General features: G+C 69.1%; 29 protein-coding genes. 12 read left to right on the plus strand and 17 right to left on the minus strand.

Annotated features, from left to right (window positions below; genetic code table 11):
• Nucleotides 1-127 precede the first annotated feature (127 nt).
• The 6 genes from ABZ803_RS09030 to ABZ803_RS09055 all read right to left on the minus strand — a co-directional run bounded on the left by ABZ803_RS09030 (nt 128) and on the right by ABZ803_RS09055 (nt 7,040).
• Entirely contained in the window at nt 128-2,185 is a 2,058-nt protein-coding gene (locus ABZ803_RS09030) for a CocE/NonD family hydrolase (RefSeq protein WP_357034524.1), read from the minus strand.
• Between the two features lie 216 nt (nt 2,186-2,401).
• Nucleotides 2,402-3,139 (minus strand): phosphoglyceromutase, encoded by a 738-nt coding sequence (locus ABZ803_RS09035; RefSeq protein WP_040870406.1) that lies wholly within the window; start codon nt 3,137-3,139, stop codon nt 2,402-2,404.
• Between the two features lie 81 nt (nt 3,140-3,220).
• A complete protein-coding gene (locus ABZ803_RS09040) occupies nt 3,221-4,111 on the minus strand; it encodes an ROK family protein (RefSeq protein ID WP_357034526.1) in 891 nt (296 codons plus the stop codon).
• A gap of 84 nt (nt 4,112-4,195) precedes the next feature.
• The gene (locus ABZ803_RS09045; RefSeq protein ID WP_357035395.1) at nt 4,196-4,690 is read right to left on the minus strand and encodes a YbjN domain-containing protein; all 495 of its coding nucleotides are present in this window, start codon (nt 4,688-4,690) and stop codon (nt 4,196-4,198) included.
• A gap of 5 nt (nt 4,691-4,695) precedes the next feature.
• Nucleotides 4,696-6,141, minus strand: coding sequence for a D-inositol-3-phosphate glycosyltransferase (gene mshA, locus ABZ803_RS09050; RefSeq protein ID WP_357034528.1), 1,446 nt, complete (start codon nt 6,139-6,141; stop codon nt 4,696-4,698).
• A gap of 77 nt (nt 6,142-6,218) precedes the next feature.
• On the minus strand, nt 6,219-7,040 hold the full coding sequence (locus ABZ803_RS09055) for an alpha/beta hydrolase (protein ID WP_357034530.1): 822 nt from the start codon (nt 7,038-7,040) through the stop codon (nt 6,219-6,221).
• A 73-nt stretch (nt 7,041-7,113) separates the two neighbouring features.
• Between ABZ803_RS09055 and ABZ803_RS09060 the strand changes: the two genes are divergently transcribed.
• Together ABZ803_RS09060 and mscL are read left to right on the plus strand one after the other, a co-directional pair.
• A complete protein-coding gene (locus tag ABZ803_RS09060; RefSeq protein WP_063051660.1) occupies nt 7,114-7,848 on the plus strand; it encodes an SDR family NAD(P)-dependent oxidoreductase in 735 nt (244 codons plus the stop codon).
• 122 nt (nt 7,849-7,970) lie between these two features.
• The gene (gene mscL / locus ABZ803_RS09065; RefSeq protein WP_357034532.1) at nt 7,971-8,462 is read left to right on the plus strand and encodes a large conductance mechanosensitive channel protein MscL; all 492 of its coding nucleotides are present in this window, start codon (nt 7,971-7,973) and stop codon (nt 8,460-8,462) included.
• Nucleotides 8,463-8,468: 6 nt separating this feature from the next.
• Here the strand turns inward: mscL and ABZ803_RS09070 are convergent, their stop codons facing one another.
• Nucleotides 8,469-9,692 (minus strand): Ig-like domain-containing protein, encoded by a 1,224-nt coding sequence (locus ABZ803_RS09070; RefSeq protein ID WP_357035398.1) that lies wholly within the window; start codon nt 9,690-9,692, stop codon nt 8,469-8,471.
• Between the two features lie 81 nt (nt 9,693-9,773).
• Nucleotides 9,774-10,850: a UDP-N-acetylmuramate dehydrogenase gene (locus ABZ803_RS09075; protein WP_357035401.1), complete on the minus strand. Its 1,077-nt coding sequence runs from the start codon at nt 10,848-10,850 to the stop codon at nt 9,774-9,776.
• Nucleotides 10,851-11,067: 217 nt separating this feature from the next.
• On the opposite strand from ABZ803_RS09075, the gene ABZ803_RS09080 reads away from it, so the two are divergent.
• From ABZ803_RS09080 to ABZ803_RS09090, 3 genes are all read left to right on the plus strand, one after another.
• Nucleotides 11,068-11,553, plus strand: coding sequence for a DUF2505 domain-containing protein (locus ABZ803_RS09080; protein WP_357034534.1), 486 nt, complete (start codon nt 11,068-11,070; stop codon nt 11,551-11,553).
• Between the two features lie 121 nt (nt 11,554-11,674).
• Nucleotides 11,675-12,196: a DUF2505 domain-containing protein gene (locus ABZ803_RS09085; protein ID WP_062968166.1), complete on the plus strand. Its 522-nt coding sequence runs from the start codon at nt 11,675-11,677 to the stop codon at nt 12,194-12,196.
• On the plus strand, nt 12,166-12,972 hold the full coding sequence (locus tag ABZ803_RS09090; protein WP_357034536.1) for a class I SAM-dependent methyltransferase: 807 nt from the start codon (nt 12,166-12,168) through the stop codon (nt 12,970-12,972). Before ABZ803_RS09085 ends, ABZ803_RS09090 begins: the two co-directional genes overlap by 31 nt.
• Nucleotides 12,973-12,983: 11 nt before the next feature.
• On the opposite strand, the gene ABZ803_RS09095 is transcribed toward ABZ803_RS09090, so the two are convergent.
• Nucleotides 12,984-13,592, minus strand: a complete 609-nt coding sequence (locus ABZ803_RS09095) for a hypothetical protein (protein ID WP_357034538.1) — start codon at nt 13,590-13,592, stop codon at nt 12,984-12,986.
• A gap of 99 nt (nt 13,593-13,691) precedes the next feature.
• Between ABZ803_RS09095 and ABZ803_RS09100 the strand changes: the two genes are divergently transcribed.
• A complete protein-coding gene (locus tag ABZ803_RS09100) occupies nt 13,692-14,414 on the plus strand; it encodes a DUF2993 domain-containing protein (RefSeq protein ID WP_357034540.1) in 723 nt (240 codons plus the stop codon).
• A gap of 83 nt (nt 14,415-14,497) precedes the next feature.
• Here the strand turns inward: ABZ803_RS09100 and deoC are convergent, their stop codons facing one another.
• Nucleotides 14,498-15,166: a deoxyribose-phosphate aldolase gene (deoC, locus tag ABZ803_RS09105; RefSeq protein ID WP_357034542.1), complete on the minus strand. Its 669-nt coding sequence runs from the start codon at nt 15,164-15,166 to the stop codon at nt 14,498-14,500.
• Between the two features lie 156 nt (nt 15,167-15,322).
• On the opposite strand from deoC, the gene ABZ803_RS09110 reads away from it, so the two are divergent.
• Nucleotides 15,323-15,877: an N-acetyltransferase gene (locus ABZ803_RS09110; RefSeq protein ID WP_357035403.1), complete on the plus strand. Its 555-nt coding sequence runs from the start codon at nt 15,323-15,325 to the stop codon at nt 15,875-15,877.
• Between the two features lie 93 nt (nt 15,878-15,970).
• Here the strand turns inward: ABZ803_RS09110 and ABZ803_RS09115 are convergent, their stop codons facing one another.
• Complete coding sequence (locus tag ABZ803_RS09115; protein ID WP_357034544.1) at nt 15,971-16,387, minus strand: type II toxin-antitoxin system VapC family toxin; 417 nt, start codon at nt 16,385-16,387, stop codon at nt 15,971-15,973.
• Nucleotides 16,384-16,635 carry an Arc family DNA-binding protein gene (locus tag ABZ803_RS09120; protein ID WP_357034546.1) on the minus strand — a complete coding sequence of 84 codons (252 nt, stop codon included), beginning with the start codon at nt 16,633-16,635 and terminating at the stop codon, nt 16,384-16,386. Before ABZ803_RS09120 ends, ABZ803_RS09115 begins: the two co-directional genes overlap by 4 nt.
• Before the next feature lie 154 nt (nt 16,636-16,789).
• On the opposite strand from ABZ803_RS09120, the gene purU reads away from it, so the two are divergent.
• A complete protein-coding gene (gene purU, locus ABZ803_RS09125) occupies nt 16,790-17,680 on the plus strand; it encodes a formyltetrahydrofolate deformylase (protein ID WP_040870422.1) in 891 nt (296 codons plus the stop codon).
• Nucleotides 17,681-17,704: 24 nt separating this feature from the next.
• Here purU and ABZ803_RS09130 read toward each other — a convergent pair whose 3' ends face one another.
• The 5 genes from ABZ803_RS09130 to ABZ803_RS09150 form a co-directional block, all read right to left on the minus strand.
• Nucleotides 17,705-18,748: an alpha/beta hydrolase gene (locus tag ABZ803_RS09130; RefSeq protein ID WP_357034548.1), complete on the minus strand. Its 1,044-nt coding sequence runs from the start codon at nt 18,746-18,748 to the stop codon at nt 17,705-17,707.
• Nucleotides 18,749-18,840: 92 nt separating this feature from the next.
• The gene (locus tag ABZ803_RS09135) at nt 18,841-19,146 is read right to left on the minus strand and encodes a DUF2516 family protein (RefSeq protein ID WP_039802199.1); all 306 of its coding nucleotides are present in this window, start codon (nt 19,144-19,146) and stop codon (nt 18,841-18,843) included.
• A gap of 66 nt (nt 19,147-19,212) precedes the next feature.
• Entirely contained in the window at nt 19,213-19,899 is a 687-nt protein-coding gene (locus ABZ803_RS09140; protein ID WP_357034550.1) for a heparin-binding hemagglutinin, read from the minus strand.
• Nucleotides 19,896-20,402 (minus strand): helix-turn-helix transcriptional regulator, encoded by a 507-nt coding sequence (locus ABZ803_RS09145; protein ID WP_357034552.1) that lies wholly within the window; start codon nt 20,400-20,402, stop codon nt 19,896-19,898. Before ABZ803_RS09145 ends, ABZ803_RS09140 begins: the two co-directional genes overlap by 4 nt.
• Nucleotides 20,403-20,506: 104 nt before the next feature.
• Nucleotides 20,507-21,841, minus strand: coding sequence for a DUF445 family protein (locus ABZ803_RS09150; RefSeq protein ID WP_357034554.1), 1,335 nt, complete (start codon nt 21,839-21,841; stop codon nt 20,507-20,509).
• A 232-nt stretch (nt 21,842-22,073) separates the two neighbouring features.
• Here ABZ803_RS09150 and ABZ803_RS09155 point away from each other — a divergent pair, with 232 nt between their 5' ends.
• The 4 genes from ABZ803_RS09155 to ABZ803_RS09170 all read left to right on the plus strand — a co-directional run bounded on the left by ABZ803_RS09155 (nt 22,074) and on the right by ABZ803_RS09170 (nt 26,310).
• Nucleotides 22,074-22,742 carry a TetR/AcrR family transcriptional regulator gene (locus ABZ803_RS09155; protein WP_084466910.1) on the plus strand — a complete coding sequence of 223 codons (669 nt, stop codon included), beginning with the start codon at nt 22,074-22,076 and terminating at the stop codon, nt 22,740-22,742.
• A gap of 221 nt (nt 22,743-22,963) precedes the next feature.
• Complete coding sequence (locus ABZ803_RS09160; RefSeq protein ID WP_357034557.1) at nt 22,964-24,376, plus strand: AarF/ABC1/UbiB kinase family protein; 1,413 nt, start codon at nt 22,964-22,966, stop codon at nt 24,374-24,376.
• Between the two features lie 37 nt (nt 24,377-24,413).
• Entirely contained in the window at nt 24,414-25,664 is a 1,251-nt protein-coding gene (locus tag ABZ803_RS09165; protein ID WP_357034559.1) for a saccharopine dehydrogenase NADP-binding domain-containing protein, read from the plus strand.
• A 34-nt stretch (nt 25,665-25,698) separates the two neighbouring features.
• Nucleotides 25,699-26,310: a class I SAM-dependent methyltransferase gene (locus ABZ803_RS09170; RefSeq protein ID WP_357034561.1), complete on the plus strand. Its 612-nt coding sequence runs from the start codon at nt 25,699-25,701 to the stop codon at nt 26,308-26,310.
• Nucleotides 26,311-26,317 lie beyond the last annotated feature (7 nt).

The raw sequence follows: 26,317 nt of genomic DNA on the forward strand, positions 1-26,317 counted from the left end.
GCCTTCGGAGATCGACAGACGCGCCGAGATTTTTTCGATCCGGTTCGCCGGACCTTCGATCGGAGCGTGTGCCCTCGCCCATACCCCGCGGCGTCGATCATGATGCGCGAAGGGCACACGCCCGGATCTACCAGCCCGGATTTCCTCTGACCGGGATGTTGACGAAGCTCGGACGGGCGGGATCCAGCTCCAGATGCTGTGGCCGCAGACCGGTGTCGATCAGCATCGGCAGGATGGGCAGGCCCTTGGGGAAGTTGCCCGCGTACACGTCGACGCGCAGGCGGTGGCCCGGCTGCAAGAGCGCCTCGGTGGCGGGCAGCGCGATGTCCAGCGTGGTCGCCTCGCCGGGGACCGTCGGCTGCCGCTGCTCCAGCGAAGTGAACGGCCGCGGATCGGTGTAGTCGCCGTTGGCCGACTTGCTGCTGTTCGCGTCGTCGATCGCCCGCAGCGAAGCCATGAGCTGCCCCGACGACAGCACGCTGGACTGCCCGTCCGGCGCGACGTCGTTCACGGTGACCACCCAATAGCCGTCGGCCGCGTCCTGCACGGTGTTGAGCCGCACCGCGATCCGCCCGGAGATCGAGGTCGGCTCGGCGACCGGAGCACTGGTGAAGGTCAAGCCGTTCAGCTCCTCGACCCTGGAGTCCTTGGCGCAACCGTCGATCACCGAGAGCACGCCGGCGGTGCCCTGCGCGGCATCGTTGGAGCACAGGCTGGTCAGGCCGGGCGCGACGGTCAGGCGAGCGGGTTCGCCGCTGTCCTCGGGGCTGAGCGAACCGTCGTGGACACTGTTGGCGGTGCCGCTGGGCGCGGCGGACAGATACATCCTGCGGTGCACCGCCTGTTGCGCCTCCGCCGCGGGAGCCGGGGCGGCGAACGAGTCGGTGGTGATCCAGCCGCCACCCTGCTGGCGCAAAGTGATCGGGCCGTACCGGTCGATGCCGTTGTCGACGTCCTTGAGCCACTTGTCGAACCACGCGCGCTGCAACACGTCCAGCCGCGGCGGCAGACCAGGCCTGCCGTACTCGTTGCCCGAATTGAGGTGGTAGGTGTTGCCCATCAGCAATTGCTTCTGGCCCGGCGGCAGCGGAATCTCGTTGTAGATCTTGGATTCCGAGTAGGCGAACAGGTCGTGCCAACCGCCGGTGACGAAGGTCGGCGTCCGGATCCCGCTCGGGTCACCGAGCCAGTCCTGACGCGGCCGGGAACCGTCGGTCAGCAGTTCCTTGGCGCGCGGGTCGAGATCCTCCAGGCGCGCGGTGGTGTAGACGTTCAGCAGGACGTCCATGAATGTCAACGGATCTCGGGCGCGATCGGCCAGCCACGTGGTGTCCAGCTGCCCGTTGAGCACCGAAGCCAGATCGGGAATCAGCTTGAGGCCGTTGATCGCGGTCAGCCACAGCGGGATGAAGTTGAAACCGAAGCCGCCACCGGGCGCGAGCACGTCGTTGACCAGGTCGCTGCCCGGCACCACCGGGAAGATCGCCTGCAAGGCGGGTGGGCGCTGCTCGGCAGCCTGCACCTGATTGATCCCGGAGTAGGAGATGCCGTTCATGCCGATCCGGCCGTTGGACCACGGCTGCCGGGACGCCCAGTCGATCACCTCGACCGTGTCCTGCTGCTCGCGGTCGCGCAGCATGTCCCAGACGCCCTGGGAGAAACCGGTGCCGCGCACGTCGACGACCACCTGCGAGTAGCCGCTCTTGATCAGCTGCCGGTCGACGGTGAAGTTGCGCAGTTCGCCGCCGCCGAACGCCTTGGTCAGATCGGTGACGCCGGACAGCGGGGTGCCGCTCATGTCGATCTGGCGGAAGAACTCGATCAGCGCGTCGGACAGGCCGGGAATCGACTGCGCGTGATCGGCCAGGTTCGACACCAGCTTGGTGTAGGGCGTGAGGTTGACGATCGTCGGCGTGGGCGTATCGATGGGTCGGCCGGAGGCGTCCGCGGGGCGGTAGACGTTGCCCTTCAGGACGGTCCCGTCACTCATCGTGATGGGGACGTCCCATTGGATGTTGATGCCCGGGTACTGCTGGGGGCCGTCTTGCGTGGCCGCCCAGTCCGCTCCGGCGGCGCCGCCGTCCGGGCCGGTGGGCGGCGCGACGGCATCCGCGCCGCCTGCGAGGAAGGGGACGAGCATCGTGACGGCAACTGCCGCCACCGTGGCCCGCAACGCGTGCTTCATCGGACGTGATCCACCTCTCGGCTGGTCGAACGACCAGAGTGTACCGACCTACTTGCCGGTAAAAACAGTGGGTAACTTAATCGGCTGATGCTGTAGCACCGTTCGATGGCCCCTCTACCGGCGTGTCGCCCGCAACACCCTGAACCCGCGTCCGAAACGACAACGCGCTGCCACCCGAACGGGTGACAGCGCGTTACGTAGTTCGCGATGTGCCGACTATTTGCCGCCCTGACCGGCGACGGCGGCGGCGCCAGCGGCGGCCGCCTCGGGGTCGAGGTACTCGTGCGGGCGCACCGGGCGGAGGTCCTCGTCCAGCTCGTACCGCAGCGGGATCCCGGTGGGGATGTTCAGGCCCGCGATGTCCTCGTCGGAGATCTGGTCGAGGTGCTTGACCAGGGCGCGCAGCGAGTTGCCGTGCGCGGCGACCAGCACGGTCTTGCCGGACAGCAGGTCCTTGGAGATGGTCGACTCCCAGTACGGAACCATCCGGTTGACCACGTCGAGCAGGCATTCGGTCTTCGGGACATCGATGCCCGCGTAGCGCGGATCGCCTTCCTGGCTGTACTCGTTGGCCGGGTCGATCGGCGGCGGCGGGGTGTCGTAGCTGCGGCGCCACAGCATGAACTGCTCGTCGCCGTACTTCTCCCGGACCTGCGCCTTGTTCTTGCCTTGCAGCTCACCGTAGTGGCGCTCGTTGAGCCGCCAGTCCCGGATCACCGGGATCCAGTGCCGGTCGGCGGCGTCCAGCGCGATGTTCGCGGTGGAGATCGCCCGGCGCAGCAGGGAGGTGTAGACGACGTCCGGCAGGATGCCGTGCTCGGCCAGCAGCTCCCCGGCGCGCTTGCCCTCGGCGATGCCCTTGTCGGTCAGATGCACGTCCACCCAGCCGGTGAACAGGTTCAGGGCGTTCCATTCGCTTTCGCCGTGGCGCAGCAGCACGAGGGTGTACGTCATGCGGCCATCCTCCCATGCGCGCCCGGCCGGGTCGCATCGGTTCCCGCCCCTGCGCCACCGCCTACGCGGCAAAGCGCGATGTCAGACCGGTTCATCGGTGGCGAGCACGCCCGCGCCCACCAGCGTCGCGCCCTCGGTGATCGCGGAGAGTTCCACCCGCAGGCCGCGCAGGAAATTCAGCCCGGCGTGCGCGGCCACCGCGGCGCGCAACGGATCCCACAGCGGCGCACCGGATTGCGCGAACCCGCCGCCGATCACCACCCGGTCGACGTCGAGCAGGGCGGCGGCCGAGGCGATCGCCGTGCCGAGCGCGGTGCCCGCCCGGTGCAGGGCGGCGACCGCGATCTGGTCACCCGCGCGCGCGTCCGCGGCCAGTCGCGCACCCGTGCCGCCGGACCAGCCCTGGTCGCGCGCCCAGCGCACCGACGACATGCCGCTCGCGATCGCCTCGACGCAGCCGCGGCCGCCGCATCCGCAGGGTGTGTCCCAGCCGGGCACGACGATATGCCCCACGTGGCCCGCGTTACCGGTGCGCCCGAGCAGCACCTTTCCGTCGGCGACGATCCCACCGCCGATCCCCGACGACACCGTCATGGCCAGCGCGTCGGGCACTCCGCGCAGCGCGCCGAGGCGGTGTTCGGCCAGCGCGAGACAGGCGCCGTCGATGGCGAAGCGAATCGTGGCGGCCGGGAACAGCTCTCGCACGGCGGCGACCACCGGGAAGCCCGCTTTCCACTCCGGAATGTTCAACGGACCGGTGACGCCGGCCCGCACGTCCACCGGACCAGCCGCGCCGATCCCCACGGCGCTGACCGGTTCGGCCCCCGACACCGCGAGCAGCAGTTCCCGACAGGCCTCCCATACACCCGCGTCCGGCACGTCCACCCGGCGTACCTCGCGCACCTCGGGACCGGGGCCAACCACTCCGGCCGCGAACTTGGTCGCGCCGATGTCCAGAGCGAGAATCGCCAACGTCGTGTCCCTTCGCCGAGCCGAGCCGAGCCGACTGCGATTGTCACCCGGTCGGTGCCACGGCGGGCCGGATCCGGCGACCGGTCAGGGCTTGTCGGCGGAGTCGACCAGATGCTCGAAAGCGCGCAGGTTCTGCAACGATTCACCGCGCGAGACGCGCCACTTCCATTCCCGCCGGATCGATTCGGCGAAACCGAGTTCCAGCAGCACGTTGAAGTCGGCGTCGACGGCCTCGAGAATCTGCCCGAACACCCGGTCCAGTTCGTCAGGGGTGACGGCGTGCGCGGACAGGCGGCCGACCAGATAGATGTCGCCGACCCGGTCGAGGGTGTAGGCGACGGCGTAGAGCCTGCGGTTGCGGCGCAGCAGGAACCTGTAGACACCTTCGAAGTTCTCGTCCGGCTTTCGGCAGACGAACGCTTCGACCCGGACACCGTGCTTGCCCACCGTGAGCATCACCGTGGTCTTGAGTTTGCGCTCACCGGGCAGGACGACGACGAAGGTCTCCTCGCCCGGCCGGGTGTACTCGATCTCCCTGTCGCGCAGCGTCTCGTCGATGAGTTGCGCGGTCGCCTGCACCTCGTTCACCGGCGTACTCCCATCCGGCGCCGCCACAGCGCCCGTGATCTGGCCTGGCTGGTCTCACCGAGCAGGGCCGCCGTCCGCTCCCCGGCCGGGCCGGTGCGGTCGGCGGAGTCCGAATCGTACGCATCCTCCCGCACCACGCTGTGCGCCAAGCCGCGGCCGCCCAGCGCCGTCCGCTCCTCCCGGAAACCGGCCAGGGCCGCGGCGTAGCTGGCCAGCAGCCCGTCGGCGGTGTGCGCCCAGGAGAAGTTGGCCGCGTGCGCGACGGCCTGTTCGCTCATCCGGTGCAGGCGGTCGGGGTCGTCCAGCAGCAGACCCAGCGCGTTCGCCCAGTCCGCGGTGCGGTGCCCAGGGACCAGCAGACCGGAGACATCGTGTCGCACGGCCGTGCCGAGACCACCGACGTCGGCGGCCAGCACCGGTGTGCCGCTGGCCTGCGCCTCGATGGCGACCAGCCCGAAGGACTCGTTGTAGCTCGGCACCGCGACCAGGTCGGCGGCGCGGTAGACCTGCACCAGCCGCTGCGGTGGCTGCGGGGGCAGGAAGCTGACCCGTGCGGCGATGCCCAGCTCGGCGGCCAGATCGATCAGCGCGTGCGGCCGCTCCAACCCGCTGCCGGACGGGCCGCCCACGATCAGCACGCGCAGCTTGCGATCCGGGTCGGCGCGCAACACCTCGGCCGCGGCGCGCACCAGCACATCGGGCGCCTTCAACGGTTGGATCCGGCCGACGAACGCGACGATCCGCTCGTCGGCGGCCAGCCCCAGTTCAGCGCGGGCGGCCGCCTTGTCGCCGGGGTGGTAGCGGCCCAGGTCGGCGCCGGGCGGTACGACGTCGATGCGCTCCGGGTCGGCGCCGTAGAGCTCGACCAGCTGGCGGGCCTCCTCGGCGGTGTTGGCGACCAGCCGATCGGATTCGGCGATCACCTGTTTCTCGCCGATCTCGCGGGTCACCGGTTCGGGACAGTCGCCTTCGGCCAGCGCGGAATTCTTCACCGCCGCCAGGGTGTGCGCGGTGTGCACCAGCGGCACCCGCCACCGGTCCCTGGCCAGCCAGCCGACCTGGCCGGACAGCCAGTAGTGCGAATGCACCAGGTCGTAGTAACCGGGCAGATGCCGGGCCTCTTGCCGCAGCACCTCGGCAGTGAAGGGGCACAGCTGGGTGGGCAGATCGTGCTTGTCCAGCCCCTCGAACGGGCCTGCCACCACGTTGCGCACCAGCACGCCGGGCGCGGCCTCCTGGACGGGCGGGACGTTCGACGACGTGGCCCGGGTGAAGATCTCCACCTCGGTGCCGCGCCGGGCCAGCTCGACGGCCGTCTGCAGGACATAGACGTTCATGCCGCCCGCGTCGCCGGTGCCCGGCTGCGCGAGTGGTGAGGTGTGCACCGATAACACGGCGATACGGTTCGGCCGTAGGTCCGGGCGCTGACTCACACTATCCATAGTGCACGTTGCGTTCCCCGGCCCAGACACGCTATCCGCGGCAAGTGAGAGCTATCACAGGGCGGACGTGAATCCGATCACAGACTGTCGACGAAGGCGCTCACCTCGGCGACGAAGCGGGAACGGTCCTCGATGAACAGCCCGTGCTGGGCCCCTTCCCAGAACGAGGCGCGCGCGTCCGGGACGGCCTCGGCGATGTAGCGGCCGTTCTCGATCGGGACGACTTGGTCGGCCGTGCCGTGCAGGACGAGCACGGGAACGACCAGCGTGCGCAGTGTCTCGGTGTTGTCGACCGTCCGGTAGAACAGCGCTTTGCGCACCGCGGGCGGGGTGGCGAGGCTGGCACCGAACAGGCGCTGCGCGTCGGGCCCCTTGTCCGCGCCCGGTCCGGTGTTGGCGTTGCCGAACACCCCGAAGGCACGCACGGCCCGCCCCGCGCTCTCCTCGAAGACGCCCGGTATGGCTTCGCCCATCATGCGGCCGGTCGCCGCGCCCGGCACACCGGGGCCGATGTTCGCCATCGAGCCGGTGTAGACGACGCCCGCGACGGCGTCCGTGCCGTAGGCGGTCAAGTAGTCCGATAGCACGATCCCCCCGTAGGACCAGCCGAGCAGCACCGCGCCGGACGCGATGTCCTCGGCGGCCAGTACCGCCGCGAGGTCGGCCGCCCAGTTCTTCGGATCGTCGTAGCCCGTGGCGGGCGCGTCGGAGTAGCCGTGGCCGCGCAGGTCGACGGCGATCACCCGGAAGCGCGCGGCGAGATCGTCGGCGGCCGCACCCCAGCAGCGCAGATTCGCCGACCAGCCGTGCATCAGCAGCAAGGGGCGACCGTGCGCCGGACCACTCACCCGATAGACGATGTTCGTTCCGTCCGCGCTCACCACGTCCCGAATAGCCATGCCACCGAGGCTAACCGTCGTTCCGGTGACCGCGGACGATCGGGCAAACCTCGCGCACCTAGGATCTAACGGCATGAGCACTCGCAGCGCCGTCGTCACCGGAGCCAGCTCGGGCATCGGCGAGGCCACCGCCCGGGAGCTGGCGAAGCAGGGCTATCACGTCTACGTCGGTGCGCGCCGGGTCGATCGGCTGCGCCGCCTCGCCGAGGAGATCGGCGGCACCGCAGTGGAACTCGACGTCACCTCCGACGAGTCCGTGCGCGCGTTCGGCGAGGCGGTCGAACGCGTCGACGTGCTGGTCAACAACGCTGGTGGCGCCAAGGGCCTGGCGCCGGTGGCCGAGGCCGACCTGGACGACTGGCGCTGGATGTGGGAGACCAACGTGCTCGGCACGCTGCGTGTCACCAAAACCCTGCTGCCGAAACTGATCGCCTCCGGCGACGGATTGATCGTCACCGTCACCTCGGTGGCCGCGTTCACCGCCTACGACAACGGTTCCGGTTACACCTCCGCCAAACACGCGCAGGCCGTGCTGCACCGCACCCTGCGCGGTGAGCTGCTCGGGCAGCCGGTACGCCTGACGGAGATCGCTCCCGGCGCGGTGGAAACCGAGTTCTCGCTGGTGCGCTTCGATGGCGACGCCGAGCGGGCGGCAAAGGTATACGAGGGCATCGACCCGCTGGTCGCCCAGGACATCGCGGAGGTCATCGGGTTCGTCGCGTCACGGCCCGCGCACGTCAACCTGGATCAGATCATCATCAAGCCGCGTGACCAGGCCGACGCGGGGCGGTTCGCCCGCCGCACCTGAATATTTCATAGCCGAATCGCATTACTCTTTCGGCGACCTGAGCCGGGGCTGCGGATTGCTCGGTCTTCGCTGTGCGTTTCGAGCCGTTAGCATCCCAGGAGCCGTCAGTTCAAGGACATCGGATGGGAGTGGTTCGGCTCATGCTCAAGGGCTTCAAAGAGTTCCTGATGCGCGGGAACGTCATCGACCTCGCGGTCGCCGTCGTGATGGGCACCGCGTTCACCTCCGTGGTGACCTCGGTGACGAAGGGCGTGGTCAATCCGCTGCTCGCGGTGTTCGGCAGCACCAACGCGCTCGGGCTCGGCGTTCAGCTGATCCCCTCCAAGCCCGCCACCTTCATCGCCATCGGCCCGATCATCACAGCCGCCATCGATTTCGTCATGGTCGCCGCGGTGCTGTACTTCGTGCTGATCCTGCCCATGAAGACGATCAAGAACCGCTTCGGCACCCCCAAAGCCGCCGAACCGACCCAGATCGAGCTGCTGACCGAGATCCGCGACCTGCTCGCCGAGCGGCACGAAGCGGTTCGCGCGCAACAATCCGCCGACCGCAGAATCGAAGCGGAACACTCGGACGACAGCGAGTTCGAAGAGCAGAACGTGAAGGCGCGCTAGAGCCGGTCAGCGCGCTCCCGCGGGCTGCGGGGGCAGGGGCGTGGCGGAGACCACGGGCGACGGCGCGCCTTGCAACGCCGACATGGTCTTCCAGGTGCTCCAGTCGATGGTCCAGTCGTAGAGGTCGCCGTCGGCGGCCGAGAGCGGGATCGAGGTTCCGGTCACCTCCACCGGATCGCCGTACAAAGCCGTGGGGAAATAGGCCTGCGCGTCGGCGGGCGACAGGTTGATGCACCCGTTGGTGACATTCGCCGAGCCTTGCGCCGACAGCGATTCCGGGTTGGCGTGGATGAATTCGCCGTTGTTGGAGATGCGTACCGCCCAGCGTTCGCGAACGTTGGTGTAGTACGGCGGGTTCGACATCATGAAGTCTTCGTATTTCTCGGTGACCACGTGAACGCCGGAGCGGGTCACGTTGCGCGGTTCGTTGCCCTCGCCGTAACTGGCCGCGAGATCGAACACGGTCCGCCCGTCACGCACCACCTGGATGCGGTGACTGGGAGCGCTCGCCTTCACGATCTGGCTGCGGCCGACGCGGAAATCCGTGGTCAGATCGGAATCGCCGTAGTTGCCCGCGCCCAGGTCCAGTCCGTAGAGCCGGGCCGAGACGTGCACGCTCGTCCCCGGGGTCCAGTAGTTCTTCGGACGCCAGTGCAGGCGTGAGCCGCCGTCGTCCGGGAACCAGGCCCACGCGCCCTCGGTGGGCGGGTCGGTGGTGATCGTGAGCGCCTTCTCCACCGCGGCCTTGTTCACGACCGAGGACTTGAACTGCAAGATGATCGGCGCCGCGATGCCGACCTCCTGGTTGTCACCGATGTTCAGGGTCGCGGGGACGGTGTTCTTGGGCGCGAGGGTGCGGAACGAGCCATCGATCGGGATCGGCTTGCCATCGGTGCCGACGGCGGTGCCCGACCAGGTGTAGGTGGCGTCGTAGCCGAGCGGCTCGGTGATGGTGTAGCCGCGCCGATCCGGAGCGAGCTCACCGCGGACCTGCTTGCCCGCGGCATTGGTCAGCGCGACCTGATCGATGGTGCCGTCGCTGATCGTCACCGAGACCGGGGCGGTCGGGTTGACGTCGGCGTCGTCGTCGGCGGGGGTCAACTTCACTTTGGCGATCGGGCCGGAGTCGCGACTCGACGGGCCGGAGTCACGGTCTATCGTGCAACCGGCCACCAGGGCGACGACCACCAGCAGGACGGCCGACGCCACGGCAACCGATCGGCGGATCATCGGACGGTGGTTCACTTCGTCGAATCTACGCGCGGCGCGCGGCCGGTCTCGTTTCCGCGGCGTGTGGTGTCGGCCTCAGCGTCAGAGCGTGACGCCCACGGTGACCGGCTCCGGCTCCAGCCGGATCCCGAAGCGCTCGGCGACGCCGTCGCGGACCGTCCGGGCCAGCGCCACCAGATCGGCGGCACCGGCGGCGCCGCGATTGGTCAGCGCCAGTGTGTGTTTCGTCGACAGCCGAGCGGGAGCTCCGGCGCCGGGGAAGCCCTTGGCGAAACCCGCGCGCTCGATCAGCCAGCCCGCCGAGAACTTGACCCCGTCCGGCGCCGGGTAGGTCGGCACCGCGACATCGCCCAGGTGCGCGGCGATCGCGGCGCGCACCTGCGCCACCCGCTCCGGCGCGACGACCGGGTTGGTGAAAAACGAACCCGCACTCCAGGTGTCGTGGTCGGTGGGATCGAGCACCATGCCTTTGCCCGCGCGCAACCGCAGCACCGCGTCCCGGACCTGCGCCGCGGGCCGGGTCTCCCCGTCCCCCGCACCAAGCACCGAGGCCAGTTCGCCGTAACGCAGCGGCACGCTGGAACCGTCCGGGCGCAGCGCGAACTCGACCGCGAGCACGACGGCGTCGTCACGGTGCTTGAGCACGCTGGTGCGATAACCGAAGCCGAGTTCGCCGGGCTCCACCCAGCGAATCTCCCCGCTCGCGCGGTCCAGCAGGCGCACCCGGCGCAGCAGGCCCGCCACTTCCGCGCCGTAGGCGCCCACGTTCTGCACGGGCGTCGCGCCCGCCGAACCGGGAATGCCCGACAGGCACTCCAGTCCCCCGAGACCGGCGTCGACCGTCGCGCGCACCACGGCGTCCCAGTTCGCGCCCGCCTCGGCGATCACACCGCCGTCGCCGATCTCGACGCCGGTGGTGGCGATCCGGACCACCACGCCGTCGAAGCCGTCGTCGCTGATGAGCAGATTGGAGCCACCCGCGAGCAGCAGGACCGGGACGCCCGCCGCGTCCAGCGCGCGCACCGTCGCGACCAGGGCCTCGGTCGTCGCGCATTCGGCGACCAGGGCGGGGCCGCCGACCCGCAGTGTGGTCAGCTCCGCCAGCCGCACGTCGGCGCGCAGCCGCGCACCGGTACCGGCGAGGAGGTCCGACGGCACAACTCGTGAAGTTCGCACGGTGCTAAACGGTAGCGTGCGTGCTGACGGCTACACGCTGGTGTATTCCTCTCGCGGCGGATCGGATGGCACCACTCGGACGGCACGAGCGCCACCCGATAGCAAGCGCGCCGATGGCCGCGGGGGCGTCGTTCGGCCGCGAGCGGATCGGACAACACCACTCGTGTGGCTCCGGCGCTGCACGGTAGCGTGTGCACCCATGGCTACACCGCTGGCGTACACGGCCCGCTACTCTCATCCGCCCGCCGCGGTGCGCGCGGCGTTCGCGAACGATCAGTACTGGAAGGATCGCATCGCGGCGGTCGGCGGCCCCAATGCCCGGCTGGATTCGGTCACCGTCAGCGGTGATCAGGTGCGCGTCGAGATGGTGCAGGCCATCGCCGCCGAACAGCTGCCCGCCGCGGTCACCGCGGTGCGCCCCGGCGATCTGATCATCCCGCGCGTCGAAGACTGGACCGGCGATCGGGCCGACTTCGAAGCCCGCGTCGAGGGCGCGCCCGCCGAGGTGCGCGGCACCGTAACGCTGGCCCCCGACGGCTCCGGCGCCGTCGCCACGGTCGAGGGCAGCATCGAGGTGAAGATCCCGCTGTTCGGCAGCAAGATCGAGAAGGCGATCGCGGAGCACCTCACCGAGCTGCTGAAGAACGAGGCGGAATTCACCGGCCGCTGGCTCGCGGAGCACTGATCCACGCGGGAAACGCGGAGTTTGTCCGACGTCACACCGTGCGGTCCCCGCGTTCGTGGCAGGTCCGCACTCCACCCGCCCGCCGAGGTCGGCGGCGCCGCACCCAGTAACGTGTGAGCCCATGGCACGCCGATTGGACTACTCCGCCCGCTATCCGCTGCACACCACAAAAGAGCTGTACGCGGCGCTGTCGAACCGCGATTACTGGGACGCGCGGATGCAGGAGATGAGGAAGTACTCGCCCGGCAACGAGGTGGTCCGGCTGGAGGCGGGCGACGGCGGGATCGACGTCGAACTGCACCACATCCTGCCCCGCGAGATGCTGCCGGAGATCGCCCAGACGGTCATCCGCAAGGACATGGTGATCACCCGCAAGGAGACCTACAGCCCGTTCGCCCCGGACGAGGTCACCGGCAAGTACTCGGCGGCCATTCCGGCGGGCCCAGGCAGCCTCGGCGGCACCATCCGACTTTTCCCCACCGACACCGGTTGCACCATGCGCTTCTCCTCGGAGGCGAAGGTATTCATCCCGATGGTCGGGCCGCGCCTGGAGCAGCTGATGCTGGTGAACCTGGTCGACCTGTTCCGCGGCGAGGCCGAGTTCACGGTCAAGTGGCTGGAAGAACAGCACCCCACTCGCTGACCAGACCGGTCGGCAACATCACCCGTGGCACCACCGCCGTCAACCGCCTCCGCCGCAGCGACCGCCGGCTGATCAACGACGACCTCGTCGCCGACCGGCTGGCCCGCGCACCCGATCCGCTGGTGGTCGACCTCGGGTACGGCGCGAGCCCGTGGACCACGTTCGAGCTGGCGGCGCGCCTGCGCACGATCCGCGCCGACGTGCGCGTGGTGGGGCTCGAGATCGACCCGCAGCGCGTGGTGCCCGGCCGCGACGGCGTCACCTTCGCACGCGGCGGCTTCGAATTGGCGGGGCTGCGACCGGTCCTCGTTCGCGCTTTCAATGTGCTGCGGCAGTATCCGGAATCGGCGGTCCCGGACGCGTGGTCGACCGTCCTGGCGGGGCTGGCGCCGGACGGACTGCTGGTCGACGGCACCTGCGACGAATTGGGCAGGCGCTGCGCGTGGATCCTGCTGGACCGGGACGGGCCGCGCTCGCTCACGCTGGCCTGGGATCCGTTCACCGTCGAGCGGCCCTCCGACCTCGCCGAACGCCTGCCCAAGGCGCTGATCCACCGCAATGTCCCCGGGGAACCCATCCACGCGCTGCTCGCGGCAGCCGATCGTGCGTGGGCCCACGCCGCGCCGATGGCGCCGTTCGGTCCTCGTGTCCGCTGGCGTGCGGCTGCCCAGGCCTTGCGCGCGGAAGGCTTCCCGATCCGCCCGTACCGCCGTCGTCTGCGCGACAATGTGCTGTCGGTGCCGTGGTCGGCCGTCGCGCCGCTCGATCCGAGCTAGCCGGAGTTTCGTCACGCTACGGCTAGCGCCTGGTACACCCGTCTCGCCGCCCGGGGCGAGAGGCGCGCTCCCGCGTCGGTGATCTCCCGGCCCGCGCAGCGGTCGATGGCGACCGCGTCGGCGACCACCTCGTTCAACGCCGCCTGCCCGATATCGCCCTCGGCCAGGTCCAGCACCGTGCGCACCGGCGTCGTCACCAGGAACGGGCCCGCCGATTCCACGTCGGCGCCGACCAGCGACCGGCGCACGACCGCCAGCCGCGGCGTCACCGGTGGACGTCCCGCGCGCACGGACAGGTGCAGGAACCGCGGGGCGAGGCTGCCGAGCCCGTGCAGCTCCGCCGCACTCTGATGGGAGACCACCGCGGCGCCGTCGAACCAGGCAGCCCACATCGCGTATTCGTCGAGCGGACCTTCCGGCCACCCGGCCAGCCGCAGCATGCCGGTTCCTGCCCTGGTCACCGAACCGTCGCCGAGAGCTGCCCGCACTCGCGCCCCACACCCCGTGCGCAGTACCTGCCGAGTCGTGAAGAAACCGGCGTGCCGACCGGCCCAGCGGCGCAGAACACGCCATCCTTGTTCCGCGGATCCGATCGCGCGGCTTGCCACATCGCCAGCCATGGGCATCAGGCTACGCTCGGTTTTTGTGCTGCATGTCACATTCGAACCCCTCACTGCCTCCTCAGAGACGGCACAGAAAGGTCGGGAAGAATTTTCGCCATGAGTACGAACACAACCTCCACCAAGACGATCAACCGGCGAGCCCTGCTGATCGCCCTGACCGTGGTAGCTGTTCTGCTCGCCACGATCCTGGTCGGCGGCGAGGCCTACGCCAGGCACACGGTGTCGAAGTGCATCAGTTCGCAGTTCGAGAAGGAGATGGGATCGAAGATCGACGTCGGCTTCGGCCCCAAGCCGATGCTGATCACCTGGATCGACGGCAAGGTGCCCTCGGTGCGGGTGAACAGCGACGACACCAAGTTCGGTCCCGCCGTCGGGATGGTGGTGCACGCCGTCTTCCGGGACGTCGACCTCGCCGACCACGGTGGCGGCGAGATCGGCAGTTCCTCGGCCGATGTCACGTGGAGCAACGAGGGGATCAAGGAGACCCTCGGCAGCATGGTCAGTGACGTGAGTTCCTCGGCGAGTACCGGCCTGCTCACCCTGTCGGTGCTCGGCGGCCTCGCCCAGCTCCAGCTGAAGCCCCAGATCGTGAACGGGGCGGTGCAGGTGGAGACGATGTCGGCGGAACTGCTCGGCATGGGCCTGCCCGCCGACCTGGTGCAGAGCATCGTCGACCTGTTCACCCAGAGCCTGCAGAGCTACCCGCTCGGCATGTCGGCGACCGAACTACAGGTCACCGACTCCGGCGTCGCGGTCCACCTGTCGGGTGGACGCACCCAGCTCGAGCCCGCGGGCGACAGCTCCGACATGCGCTGCTGAACGCGCCCCGCCACAACGTCATCGGGCGTTGCGGAGGCAGACGAGGGAAGACCGGATATCCGCGAACGCTTTTCGGCAGCCGATCAGGGCGCGAAGCCGTCGAGCACCGCGCGGGATCCCGACAGCCCGAGCCGGGTCGCGCCCGCCGCGATCAGCTCCGCGGCCGCCTCGGCGGTCCGGATCCCGCCGCTGGCCTTGACGCCGAGCCGCCCGCCGACCGTATCGGCCATCAACCGCACGGCGTGGACGCTCGCGCCGCCGGCGGGATGAAACCCCGTGGAGGTCTTGACGAAATCGGCTCCCGCGCGCTCGGCGACCCGGCACACCTGCACGATCGCCTCGTCCGGCAAGGCGGCGGATTCGATGATCACTTTCAACAGGGTCCGATCGCCCACCGCTTCGCGCACCGTGACGATGTCGGCGAGCACCGCCGTGTAATCGCCCGCGCGGGCCGCGCCGACATCGATGACCATGTCGACCTCGGCCGCGCCCTGCTCCACCGCGAGCCGCGCCTCGGCGCCCTTCACCAGCGAATGATGCTTCCCCGAGGGGAATCCGGCGACCGTCGCGACCACCAGTCCGGGCGCGCGCACCGGCAACATGGACGGCGACACGCAGATCGCGAGCACGCCCAATGCCCGCGCGTCCTCGATCAACACGTCGACCTCGGCGGGCGTCGCCTCCGGGGCGAGCAGCGTGTGATCGATCATGGCGGCCACTTCGGCCCTGGTCAGCGACGCGGAACTTGCCATGGGGTGAGAGTCTGGCACACCGGAGGCGAATTCCGTTGCGCGCCTGGCGCCACTTCCCGCACACTCGTAGCTGATGGCGCATCGGAGAACGTTTCGCCACGGTCGACTGACTAACGTGTGCGGATGGGCCCTACTTTCGTTCGGGAGGAGACGACCGTGCTGATCCGTCGCGAACGCGCCGACGACGCCGCTGCGATCGCGGCGGTGCACCGCAGCGCATTCGCACCGCGCTATGCCGATGCCGGCGATACCGATGGCGCCGCCGTGCCCGGTGACAGCGCCGATCCGCCCGAGGTGAAGCTGATCACGCGGTTGCGCAGCGACGAGGGCTGGATCCCGACGCTCTCCCTGGTCGCGATCGAGCACGACAGCGTGGTCGGTCACCTGTGCCTGACCAGAGCCGCCGTCGGCCCGTTCCCCGTGCTGGCGCTCGGCCCGATCGGTGTGCTCGCCGATCATCAAGGCTCCGGGGTCGGTTCGGCCCTCATGCACGCGGCGCTCGGCGCCGCCGACGCCCTCGACGAACCCCTGATCGGCCTGCTCGGCAGCCTGGAGTTCTACCCGCGCTTCGGTTTCGTCCCCGCCGCCCGGCTCGGCATCACCCCGGACGACCCGGCCTGGGTCAGCCACTTCCAGGTCCGCTCCCTGTCGGCCTACGACTCCCGGATCGCAGGCGAATTCCACTACGCGGAGCCGTTTTACCACCTCTGAGCACGACACCGGGGCACCGAGCCGAGACGACCCAGCGCCAGGAATGCACGGTGTCGGCCGGGTGGACGCCCTGAGCCGAGCAGATAACGGACACTAAACCCACGGGTTGATGACAGGTACTCCGGCAGCCTGGAAAGGCGCGGTATCGCGAGTAGCCACGGTCATGTTCGCGGCGCCCGCCGTCGCGGCGATATAGCCGTCGGCGGTGCCGATCGCGGCTCCGCCGGCGCGGGCGGCGGCCATGAGTTCGGCGTACGCGGCGGATGCGGCCAGGTCGAAAGCGAGAACTCGCCCCGCGAACAGAGGCAACACCCGAGTCTCGAGCCTGTCGCGCAGGACTTCTCGTCGCCTACCCTCTGGCATCGCGGCAACGCCGAACCGCAGTTCGGCCACGGTAACCGCCGACAGGTACAAGGTGCGTAAAGGCTGAGCATCGATCCAGGCGACTACGCGGGGGTCCGGCGCCTTGCGCAGTGGTTCGGAAAGGACGTTGGTGTCCAGAACGATCACTCGAACTCCCAGGGAATGACCGGGCGGCGGTCGCGCGTCGTCAGCGCATCGAACTCGTCATCGGTGAGTTCGATCTCGCGACCGATCTCCGCCAGCAATGTACCCAGTTCGACCTGCGCCGCAGGGGTAACGGCTTCGATGAGAATCGCGCGGACCTCGGCCTCGGTGCTGCGGCCGTGCTGCGCCGCGCGGACACGCAGCGCCTCGCGTACCTCGTCGGGTAGATCCCGGACGGTCAGTCTGGCCATCTCCACTCACCCATTCCGTATGCCAGCAATAGCGCCATTGCCTTCATTGCCTTCAATCGTAGAGCAGATCGACCTGCTCGGGGCCCTCGCCGCCTTCCGAAGATCAGGCGAAGGCGCGGCGAATCCTGCCTGGCGCACCTGCGAGGATGAACGCATGAGTTCCGCTCCACCCGTCCTGGACGACCGCCGCTACGTGCTGACGCTCGGCTGCCCGGATCGTCCGGGCATCATCGCCGGGATCACGTCGTTCATCGCCGAGTTCGGCGGCTCGATCGTGGAGGCGGGGTACCACTCCGACGTGGAGACGGGCTGGTTCTTCACTCGCCAGGCGATCAAGGCGGCGACGGTGCCGTTCGGGATCGAGGAACTGCGCGACCGGTTCGCCGGGGTGGCGGCCGACCTGGGTCCGCAGACCGAATGGCAATTGCTGGACTCCCGCGCCCGCCGCCGCGCGGTGCTGCTGGTCAGCAAGGACGGCCACTGCCTGCACGATCTGCTCGGGCGCGCCGCCAGCGGTGAACTGCCCGCCACCATCGAGGCGGTGATCGGCAATCACCCGGATCTCGCGGCGATGACCGAGGCGCACGGGGTGAAGTTCCATCACGTGCCGTTTCCGAAGGACCCGGCCGAGCGCGGTCCGGCGTTCGAGGAGGTCCGCGCCCTGGTGGACGCGCACAACCCGCACGCGGTGGTGCTGGCGCGGTTCATGCAGGTGCTGCCCGCCGAGTTGTGCGAGCACTGGGCGGGCAAGGCCATCAACATCCATCACAGCTTCTTGCCGTCGTTCGTCGGCGCTCGCCCGTACCACCAGGCGTTCGCCCGCGGCGTGAAGCTGATCGGCGCCACCTGTCACTACGTGACCGCGGAACTGGACGCGGGCCCGATCATCGAGCAGGACGTCATCCGCATCGATCACGCGGACGAAGTGCGCGACATGGTCCGCCAAGGCCGCGACATCGAGCGGGTGGTCTTGGCGCGCGGGCTGCGCTGGCATCTGGAGGGACGCGTGCTGGTGCACGGCCGCCGGACGGTCGTCTTCTCCTGACGGGGCGAACGCAGCCCCGGCGCGTCAGCCCGCGAGGTCGGCGCGGGCGCGCTCGCCCACCTCGGCGAGCAGGCGCCCGAGTTCCTCGTTGAACCGCTCGTAGGCCTCGACATTGCCGAGATGGCCGGTCGGCAGCATCTGGTAACGCACGAGGCTGCCGGTTTGCCGCAGCTGCTCGACGATCCGCTCGGAGTGGACCGGCGGCGTCATGTCGTCGAATTGTCCGGAGAGCACCGTCGTGGGGACCACGAGATTGCGCGCCGACTCTCCCACATCCATCGTGGCGAGCAGGAAACCGAACCTGGAACGCACCAGGGCCGGGCAGGACCGCACGATGGCCATGCTGAAGTCCAGCAGCTCGCCCTTGGCCGCGGTGCTGAGGATCTGGCGCGCGAACAGCCAGCGCACCGGCGCGATGGGCGGGAAGACCATCGGGGCGCCGAGCCCGAACCTGCCGAACAGGAACGGCAGCGGCACCTTCAATTGCAGCATCCGCCACGGCCGGTTCAGCAGCGGCACCACCGTGGTCTCCAGGATCAGCCGATCGGCCGCGGTATTGGTCAGCAGCACCGCCTGCGCCTGGCGCGCGACCCGCTCGGGGTAGCGTCCCGCCCAGGCCTGCAGCGTCATGCCGCCGAGACTGTGCCCCACCAGCACGGCACGCTGTCCGGGCATGAGCGCCGCGTCGAGCACCGCGGCCAGGTCGTCGGCCAGCAGGTCCATGCTCAACTCGCTCGACCCGTATTCACTCTCGCCGTGGCCGCGCTGGTCGTAGGCGATCACTCGGTACTCGCCCGCGAACGCGTTGATCTGCGGATTCCAGTATTCGAGACAGCAGGTCCACCCGTGCACGAGCACGATGACCGGCTTGTCCGACGAACCGTAGGCGTGTACGCGCAGCCGGGCGCCGTCCCCGGCGCGGACCGGGATCACCTCGTGAGGCACGGTCGGCGGGTTGAACGCCGCGATCCGGTAGGTACGGGAACGCAAGTCGGCGCTGTGCGCGTCGCGCAAGCTCCGGAGCAGCCCCGGGAAGCTCGTCAACGCGGTCGGCAGCATGGCACGCATCGGACACTCCTTTGTGTTACTGCTAGATACAGTAACCCCGATTCGTACCGCTTGCTAGTGCAAGCACCCTTACCGTTCGGCGATCTCCACCCTCACCAGCGCGGACCCCGCTGCACTTCGTCGACCTTGGGCCGGACGTCGGCCAAGTAGACGCCGGTGGCGATGATCGCCGCGAAGGAAAGCAGGCCCAGACCCGCGGGCGAGAGGAGGAGCACGAGCACGGCCGCCCCGAGAATCGCCAGCCAGATGGGCTTGGTCAGCTTGTCCACCGCGGTGAACGCGTCCGGACGCTGACGAACGGCGTGGATCAGCGCGAAAATCGTCGCACCGAGCGCCGCCAGCCACAACACCAGCAGGATCATCCCGGTCAATCCGTGCACCATATTCACCCCACCCATCATAGAAGCAACGCCCCCGCGCACCAGGGGTGCGCGGGGGCGTCGGACAGCTTCGGCTGCGGGCGGTCAGGCCTTCTTGGGAGCGGCCTTCTTCGCCGGAGCCTTCTTGGCCGCGGCGGCGGGGGTCGCCGCCTTCTTGGCCGGAGCCTTCTTCGGCGCACCGTTCGTCACCGGAGCCGGGGTGGCCTCGGTGGTCACCTCGACGACCTCGGCCTCGACGACCGGCGCGGGCTCGGCCACCGGCGCGGCCTCGGCGTCCTCGACCTTGGCCGGGCGGCCGAGCAGCCCGTTGACGCGCCCGAACACGTCCTCGGCGCGGCTCACCGCGTCGCCGTAGATGGTCTCGACCTTGCCGATCCGCTCCTCGACCAAGTGGTTGGCGCGCAGCCGCTCGATGGCCTCCTCACCGCGGACGGCGAGGTCGGCGTAGAGGTCGAGCGCCTGCCGGTAGTACTTCTCGGCCAGCGTGCGCAGCTCCTCGGCGGTGAACTTCTCGCGCAGCTCGGCGAGGTCCTCCGGCAGCTCCGACGGCAGCCCGGACAGCCGCTCGCGCAGCGACTCGAACTGCGCCTGGACATCGGCGGGGACGGTGGCGAAGCGCTCGCGCGCCTCCTCGACCCGGGCCTGCACGTCGGTGGTGGCCGCGCGTTCGCGCACCTGCGCGACCACGTCGTTGACCGCGGCGTAGAGGGCGTCACCCGCACCGACGGTGGCGAGCAAGGGCTTCGTGACGGTGGCGTTCTTCTCGGTCATGATGTTTCGTTCTCCTGGCGTGGCGGAGTGTCGGTTGTCGTGCGCGGAACGTCGCTGTCCCATACGTCCCCCCCTGCCTCGTTTCCTCCGTTTTCCCGGCGAAACGATTCATAGATGTCCAGCAGCACCTGCTTCTGCCGCTCACTGATAGACGTGTCGGCGAGCAGGGCATCCCGGACCGGACTGTGCGGCCGCTGCTCGAGATAGCCGGCCCGTACGTACAAGACCTCCGAGGAGACCCGCAGCGCTTTCGCGATCTGCGTGAGCACCTCGGCGGACGGATTGCGCAGTCCGCGCTCGATCTGGCTGAGGTACGGATTGCTCACCCCCGCCAGCTGGGCGAGCTGACGCAGCGAGACTTGCGCGGCTTCCCGCTGCGCCCTGATGAAGCCTCCGATGTCGTGCGCCGCGTTGACGACGCGTCCCCCTCGTTCGCCGACGCCGGACGAGTGCTCGTCCGATCTGTCGGTGTACTCGGCGGAAACCTCGGGCTGGTCTGCCATCACTCACCTTCTGGCGGTTGTACGAGTTCGATTCTAGGACAGGGTGCTAGCTATTGCAAGCAGTCTGCTAGCAGTGTTCGGGCAAACGCTCCGCGTGCCGCGGCTCAACCGCCGAACATCAAATGGGAAATCGTGTAGATCGCCAGTCCGGCAAGCGAACCGACGACGGTTCCGTTGATGCGGATGAATTGCAGATCCCGGCCGACCTGCAATTCGATCTTCTTGCTCGCCTCTTCGGCATCCCACCTGGCAACCGTGTCGGTGACCAGGGTGCTGATCTCACCGGCATAGTTTTCCACCAAGTAGCGCGCGCCGCGGTCGATCCAGCCGTCCACGTTGGCGCGCATGTCCGCGTCGTCGCGCAGTCGCTCGCCGAGCTGCTGCACGTTCTCGGCGACCTTGCGCCGCAGCGTGCTGCGCGGATCGTCGGCGGACTCCAGGATCAGCCGCTTCGCCGCGCGCCAGGTGGCCGAGGCGAGTCCGGTGATCTCCTCCCTGCCCATGATCTGCGCCTTGATGCGCTCCGCCTTCTTGATCATGGCGTCGTCGTTCTGCAGGTCCTCGGCGAATTCCTCCAGAAACCGATTCGCGGCCAGGCGGACTTCGTGCTCCGGATTGGAGCGGATCTTCCAGGTGAACTCGACCAATTCCCGGTAGATCCGTTCGGAAAGCAGGATGTTGACGAATTTCGGCGCCCATTGCGGCGCGTCCCGCAGCACGATCCGATCGATCGTCTCCTGCGAGCCGAGCGCCCATTGGTGCGCGCGCTCGGCGAGCAGATCCAGCAGCGCCTGCTGCCGGTTGTCGGCGAGCAGTTCCGCTAGCACCCGCCCGATCGGCGGACCCCACAGCGGCTCGGCGATCCGCTTGACGATGGTGTTGTCGATGACCTGCTCCACGTCCTCGTCGCGCAGCACGCCGACGACGGCCCGCAGGATCGTCGAACTCTCCTGCGCCACGCGAGCGGCATGACCCGGATCGGCCATCCAGCGCCCGACCCGCCAGGAGACCTGTGCCGAGTTCACCTTCGCCGACACCACCTCCGGCGCCAGGAAGTTCGTGCCGACGAAGCTACCGAGACTGGCGCCGAGCTGGTCTTTTTTGCGCCGGATGATCGCCGTGTGCGGAATCGGCAGGCCGAGTGGATGACGGAACAGGGCGGTCACCGCGAACCAGTCCGCCAGCGCGCCGACCATGCCCGCCTCCGACGCGGCCCGCAGGTAGCCGACCCAGTCGCCACCCGCCCCTCGCGATTCGGTCCAGCGGCAGAACAGATAGATCGCGGTGGCCAGGGCGAGCAGGCCGGTGGCGAACGCCTTCATCCGCCAGAGGTCACGACGCTTGGCCGCCTCGTCGAGTACGGCGGCTAGGCCGAAGGGCGCGGCGGCAGGCCCGGCGGGGGCATCCGCCACCGCGGTGTTGCCGGGAGCTTTCTCCATGCCTCCCATTCTGCTGTGCGCGGCGAAGTGGGCGAGCGGGCGAGCGCGATGCGGACACGCCGGACGCGCCCGAAGCTGTGGTTCCTACCGCATCCGGGCTCAAAAGCGCATATCACGGGTAGCGGGGACCTAAGCTGGAGCTACCGAGCCCATACGAACGAGGGAGCCCACGCTGTCCACCGAAGACCTTGTCGATATCGGCGAGCGACCGTCGGCGGTGCGCGGCGGCCGGATGGACGGCCGCAAGCGCCGGTGGCGGCAACACAAGATCGACCGCCGCGAGGAACTCGTCGACGGAACCCTCGCCGCGGTACGCGCCCGCGGCAGCAACGCGGGAATGGACGAGATCGCCGCGGAGATCGGCGTCTCCAAGACCGTGCTCTACCGCTACTTCTCCGACAAGAACGACCTGGTCCACGCGACGATGCAGCGGTTCATCGAGACCACGCTGATGCCGCGGGTGTACGGCGCGATCAGCCTGGACGCCGACGAGTATCAACTGGTGCGCTCGGCGCTCGCCGAATACGTGGGGACGGTGGACGAGGACCCGGAGGTCTACCGGTTCATCATGGGCAACGGCTCGGCCGACCAGTCCTCGCTCGCCGAGTTCGAGAAGCTGTTCGCCGAGGTGGTGTGCGCAGTCATCACCGAGCGCGCCGGGGAGCGGGGCGTGGCGACCGAGGGCGCCGCACTGGCGTCGTACGTGCTGGTCGGCGGCATTCAGCTGGCGACGCACTGGTGGACCACCAACAAGTCGCTGTCGCGCGAGGACGTGATCGACTACCTCACCATGCTGGCCTGGAGCGCCATCGAGGGCATGGCCCGCGCGGGCGGCTCGCCCGCGACGTTCAACGCGCAGCAGCACGTGCTGCCCACCCCCGAGGCGCCCGCGCAGGACTGACTCGGGCCGTCGGCCCAGGTGCTAGCTGGACCGCTTGCTGAAGTTCACCGGCACTGTCGACTTTGCCGGAACCTTGGCTAGTCTGAACCCGAGCGGTGCGCCGAGTGCGCTGCGTCACCGCCGGCGCCGTACTCGACGGCGGTCCGCGCGGGACATGACGGCCCGCACGCTGCCGCCTGCGCGTCCGTCGCTCCGACCGCGGCACCAACGGAGGTACCTCGATGGCGAAGCAAGTACCGACCTCTCGGCTTGCTCGTGGCACCAAGCTGGGTGCGGTGGCAGCCAGTTCGGTGCTTCGCACCCAGCGCACTCGGTTGACCATGCGGGGCAGATCCGAGGCCGTCCGGGCGAAGATGGCCGAGGAATCGATGATCCGCACCACCGAGCAGGTGGTCATGGTGCTCGGCACCATGAAGGGCGTCGCGATGAAGCTCGGCCAGATGATGTCGGTGCTCGATCTGGACCTGGTCCCCGAGGACCACCGCGAGCGGTTCCAGAAACGCCTGGCGGTGCTGCGCAACGCGGCCCCGACGGTGTCCTTCGCGGCCATGCGCCAAGTGATCGAGGACGATTTCGGCAAGCCGCTGGACGCCGTCTTCGCCGAGTTCGACGCCGAGCCCGTCGCCGCCGCCTCGATCGGCCAGGTGTACCGGGCGCGACTACACGACGGCCGCCAGGTCGCGGTGAAGGTGCAGTACCCGGGCATCGACGCCGCGGTGCGCGCGGACCTGAAGAATCTCGCCATGTTCCGGCGCGTACTACAGTCCGCGATGCCGTGGGTGACGCCCGCGGTACTGGACGAGCTGCGGCTGAACATGGAGGCCGAACTCGACTACCGGGCCGAGGCGGCCACCCAGTTGCAGATCGCCGAACTCTACGCCGAGCACCCGTTCGTCATCGTGCCGCGCTCGCTGCCGGAGTTCTCCACCACGCGGGTTCTGGTCACCGAGTACGTCCAGGGCAAGGGTTTCGACGAGATCCGGCAGCTGCCCCAGGCGGAGCGCGACCGGATCGGCGAGATCATCTACCGGTTCTACATGGGGTCGCTGTTCACCTTCAACGAGTTCTGCGGCGACCCGCATCCGGGCAATGTGCTGCTGGCCACCGACGGCCGGGTCGGGTTCCTGGATTTCGGGCTGTTCAACCGGATGGATCCCGAGCACGTGCAGTTCGAGCTGGTCTGCCTGCGCGCCGCCGCCGAAGACCGCGCGGAAGATCTGCGCGAGTTGATGATCCGGCGCGGCGTCATCGATTCACCGGAGGAGATCGGCGCCGAGGAGTGCCTGGAATACGTGCTCGCCGCCTCGGAATGGTGTCTGGTCGACGAGGAACTGACCATCACCCCTGAACTGGCCAGCGGCGCCTTCCTGCTCGCGGTGGACCCGAGGGCCAGCGAGTTCACCGGGATGAAGCAGCAGAACCTGCCGCCGGAACATCTCTTCTCCCGCCGCGCCGACTTCCTGACCTTCGGCATGCTCGGCCAGCTCGGCTGCACCGCGAACTGGCATCGCATCGCCCGGGAATGGCTCTACGACGAACCACCGGCCACCGAACTCGGCCGCGCCCATCACGCCTGGCTCGACGGCCGCCCGCAGGCAGCGCCGCAACGGCCGCGCAAGAAGACCACGAAGTAGCCGCCGAACGGCGACACGACCGCAGAACGGAAGACCCATGGCAGACACTCGGGAATACGACCTGATCCTCTTCGGTGCCACCGGTTTCGTCGGCAAGCTGACCGCGGAATACCTCACCGGGGCCGCCCCGGAATCCGCGCGGATCGCGCTGGCTGGACGGTCGCTGGACAAGCTGACCGCCGTGCGCGACGACCTCGGCCCGAAGGCCGCGAGCTGGGGCCTGGTGGTAGCCGATTCGAAAGACCAGGCCGCACTGGACGAGCTGGCGACGCGCACCAAGGTCGTGGTCACGACGGTCGGCCCGTACCTGCGCTACGGGTTGCCGCTGGTGGCGGCGTGCGCCAAGGCAGGCACCCATTACGCCGACCTCACCGGTGAGCCGCTGTTCATCCGCGAAGCCATCGACGCCTATCACGAACAGGCCGTCGCCACCGGCGCGAAAATCGTCAATTCGTGCGGATACGACTCGATTCCGTCCGATCTGAGCGTCTACCAGCTCTACCGCCGTACGGTCGAGGACAACGCCGGCGAACTCGTCGACACCACGCTGGTGGCTTCGCTCAAAGGCGGCGTCAGCGGCGGCACCATCGATTCCGGCCGGGCCATGATGGAGGCGGTCGCCGCCGATCCGGCCAAGGGCAAGGTGCTCTCGCACCCGTACTCGCTGAGCCCGGACAAGTCGATGGATCCCGACGTCGGCCGCCAGTCCGACCAGGCGCTGTCCCGGGCGAGTGCCGTCGACCCGAGCCTGGAGGGGTGGGTGAGCACGTTCGTCATGGCCGCGCACAACACCAAGGTCGTGCGGCGCACCAACGGGCTGCTCGGCTGGGTGTACGGCAAGAACTTCCGCTACCGCGAAGTGATGAGCGCGGGAAGGTCGCGGATGGCGCCGCTGGTCGCGGCGGGCATGGCGGGCGGCATCGTGGCGGGCCTGACCGCGGGCGCGCTGCTGTCGCGGGCCGCCGCGGGCCGCAAGCTGCTGGACCGCGTGCTGCCCAAGCCGGGCACCGGACCGGACGAGAAAGCGCGCAAGAGCGGCTGGTTCACCATGAAGACGTTCGCGCACACCACCTCGGGCGCGAAGTACGTGGCCACCTTCTCCGGCACCGGCGATCCCGGCTACCAGGCCACCGCGGTGCTGCTCGGCCAGAGCGGCCTGTGCCTGGCGTTCGACACCGACAAGCAACCCGAGCTCGCGGGCATCCTCACACCCGCCGCCGCGATGGGCGACGCGCTCACCGAGCGGCTGCGCGCGGCGGGCATGACCATCACCGTGGACCGCGCCTGAGAGACGCACACCGGTGAACCTCGCACGAAAAACGATGAATGCCCCCGCGCTCGCGGCGGTGTACGAGCGGGCCTGGCGGCCGACGCTGTTCTATCTCGCCAGCGGGCGGACGACCGCGGCGGACCGGCGTGACGCGGTGGCCACCCTGCGGCTCGGCGGCGCGCAGAAGGTGCTCGACATCGCCTGCGGGCCGGGCAATTTCACCCGATATCTGAGCGAGGCGCTGTCCGGCGACGGCTACGCGATCGGCTTGGACTACTCCGAGCCGATGCTGGCGCGCGCCGTCGCCGACAACGCCGGACCGCGCGTCGGATATCTGCGCGCCGACGCGCGCACACTCCCGTTCGCGGACGGCACCTTCGACGCCGTCTGCTGTTTCGGCGCGCTCTACCTCATTCCCGACCCACTCGTCGCCGCCCGCGAGATGATTCGCGTCCTCGCCCCCGGTGGCCGCATCGCGATCACCACCAGCCATCGGGCCGCCAACCCCATCGGCGAGGTGAGCCGCGTGGTCGGCGGTTTGAGCGGCCTGCGGGTATTCGGCACGCGGACTTTCCCGACCCTCTTCGCCGAAGAGGGCTTGGTGGAGATCGACCAGCGGGTCCATCGCCTGCTCCAGTACATCAGCGCGACGAAGCCCGCCTAGGCGCCGG

Source organism: Nocardia sp. NPDC047648, from assembly GCF_040642815.1.
Lineage (GTDB): Bacteria > Actinomycetota > Actinomycetes > Mycobacteriales > Mycobacteriaceae > Nocardia > Nocardia gamkensis.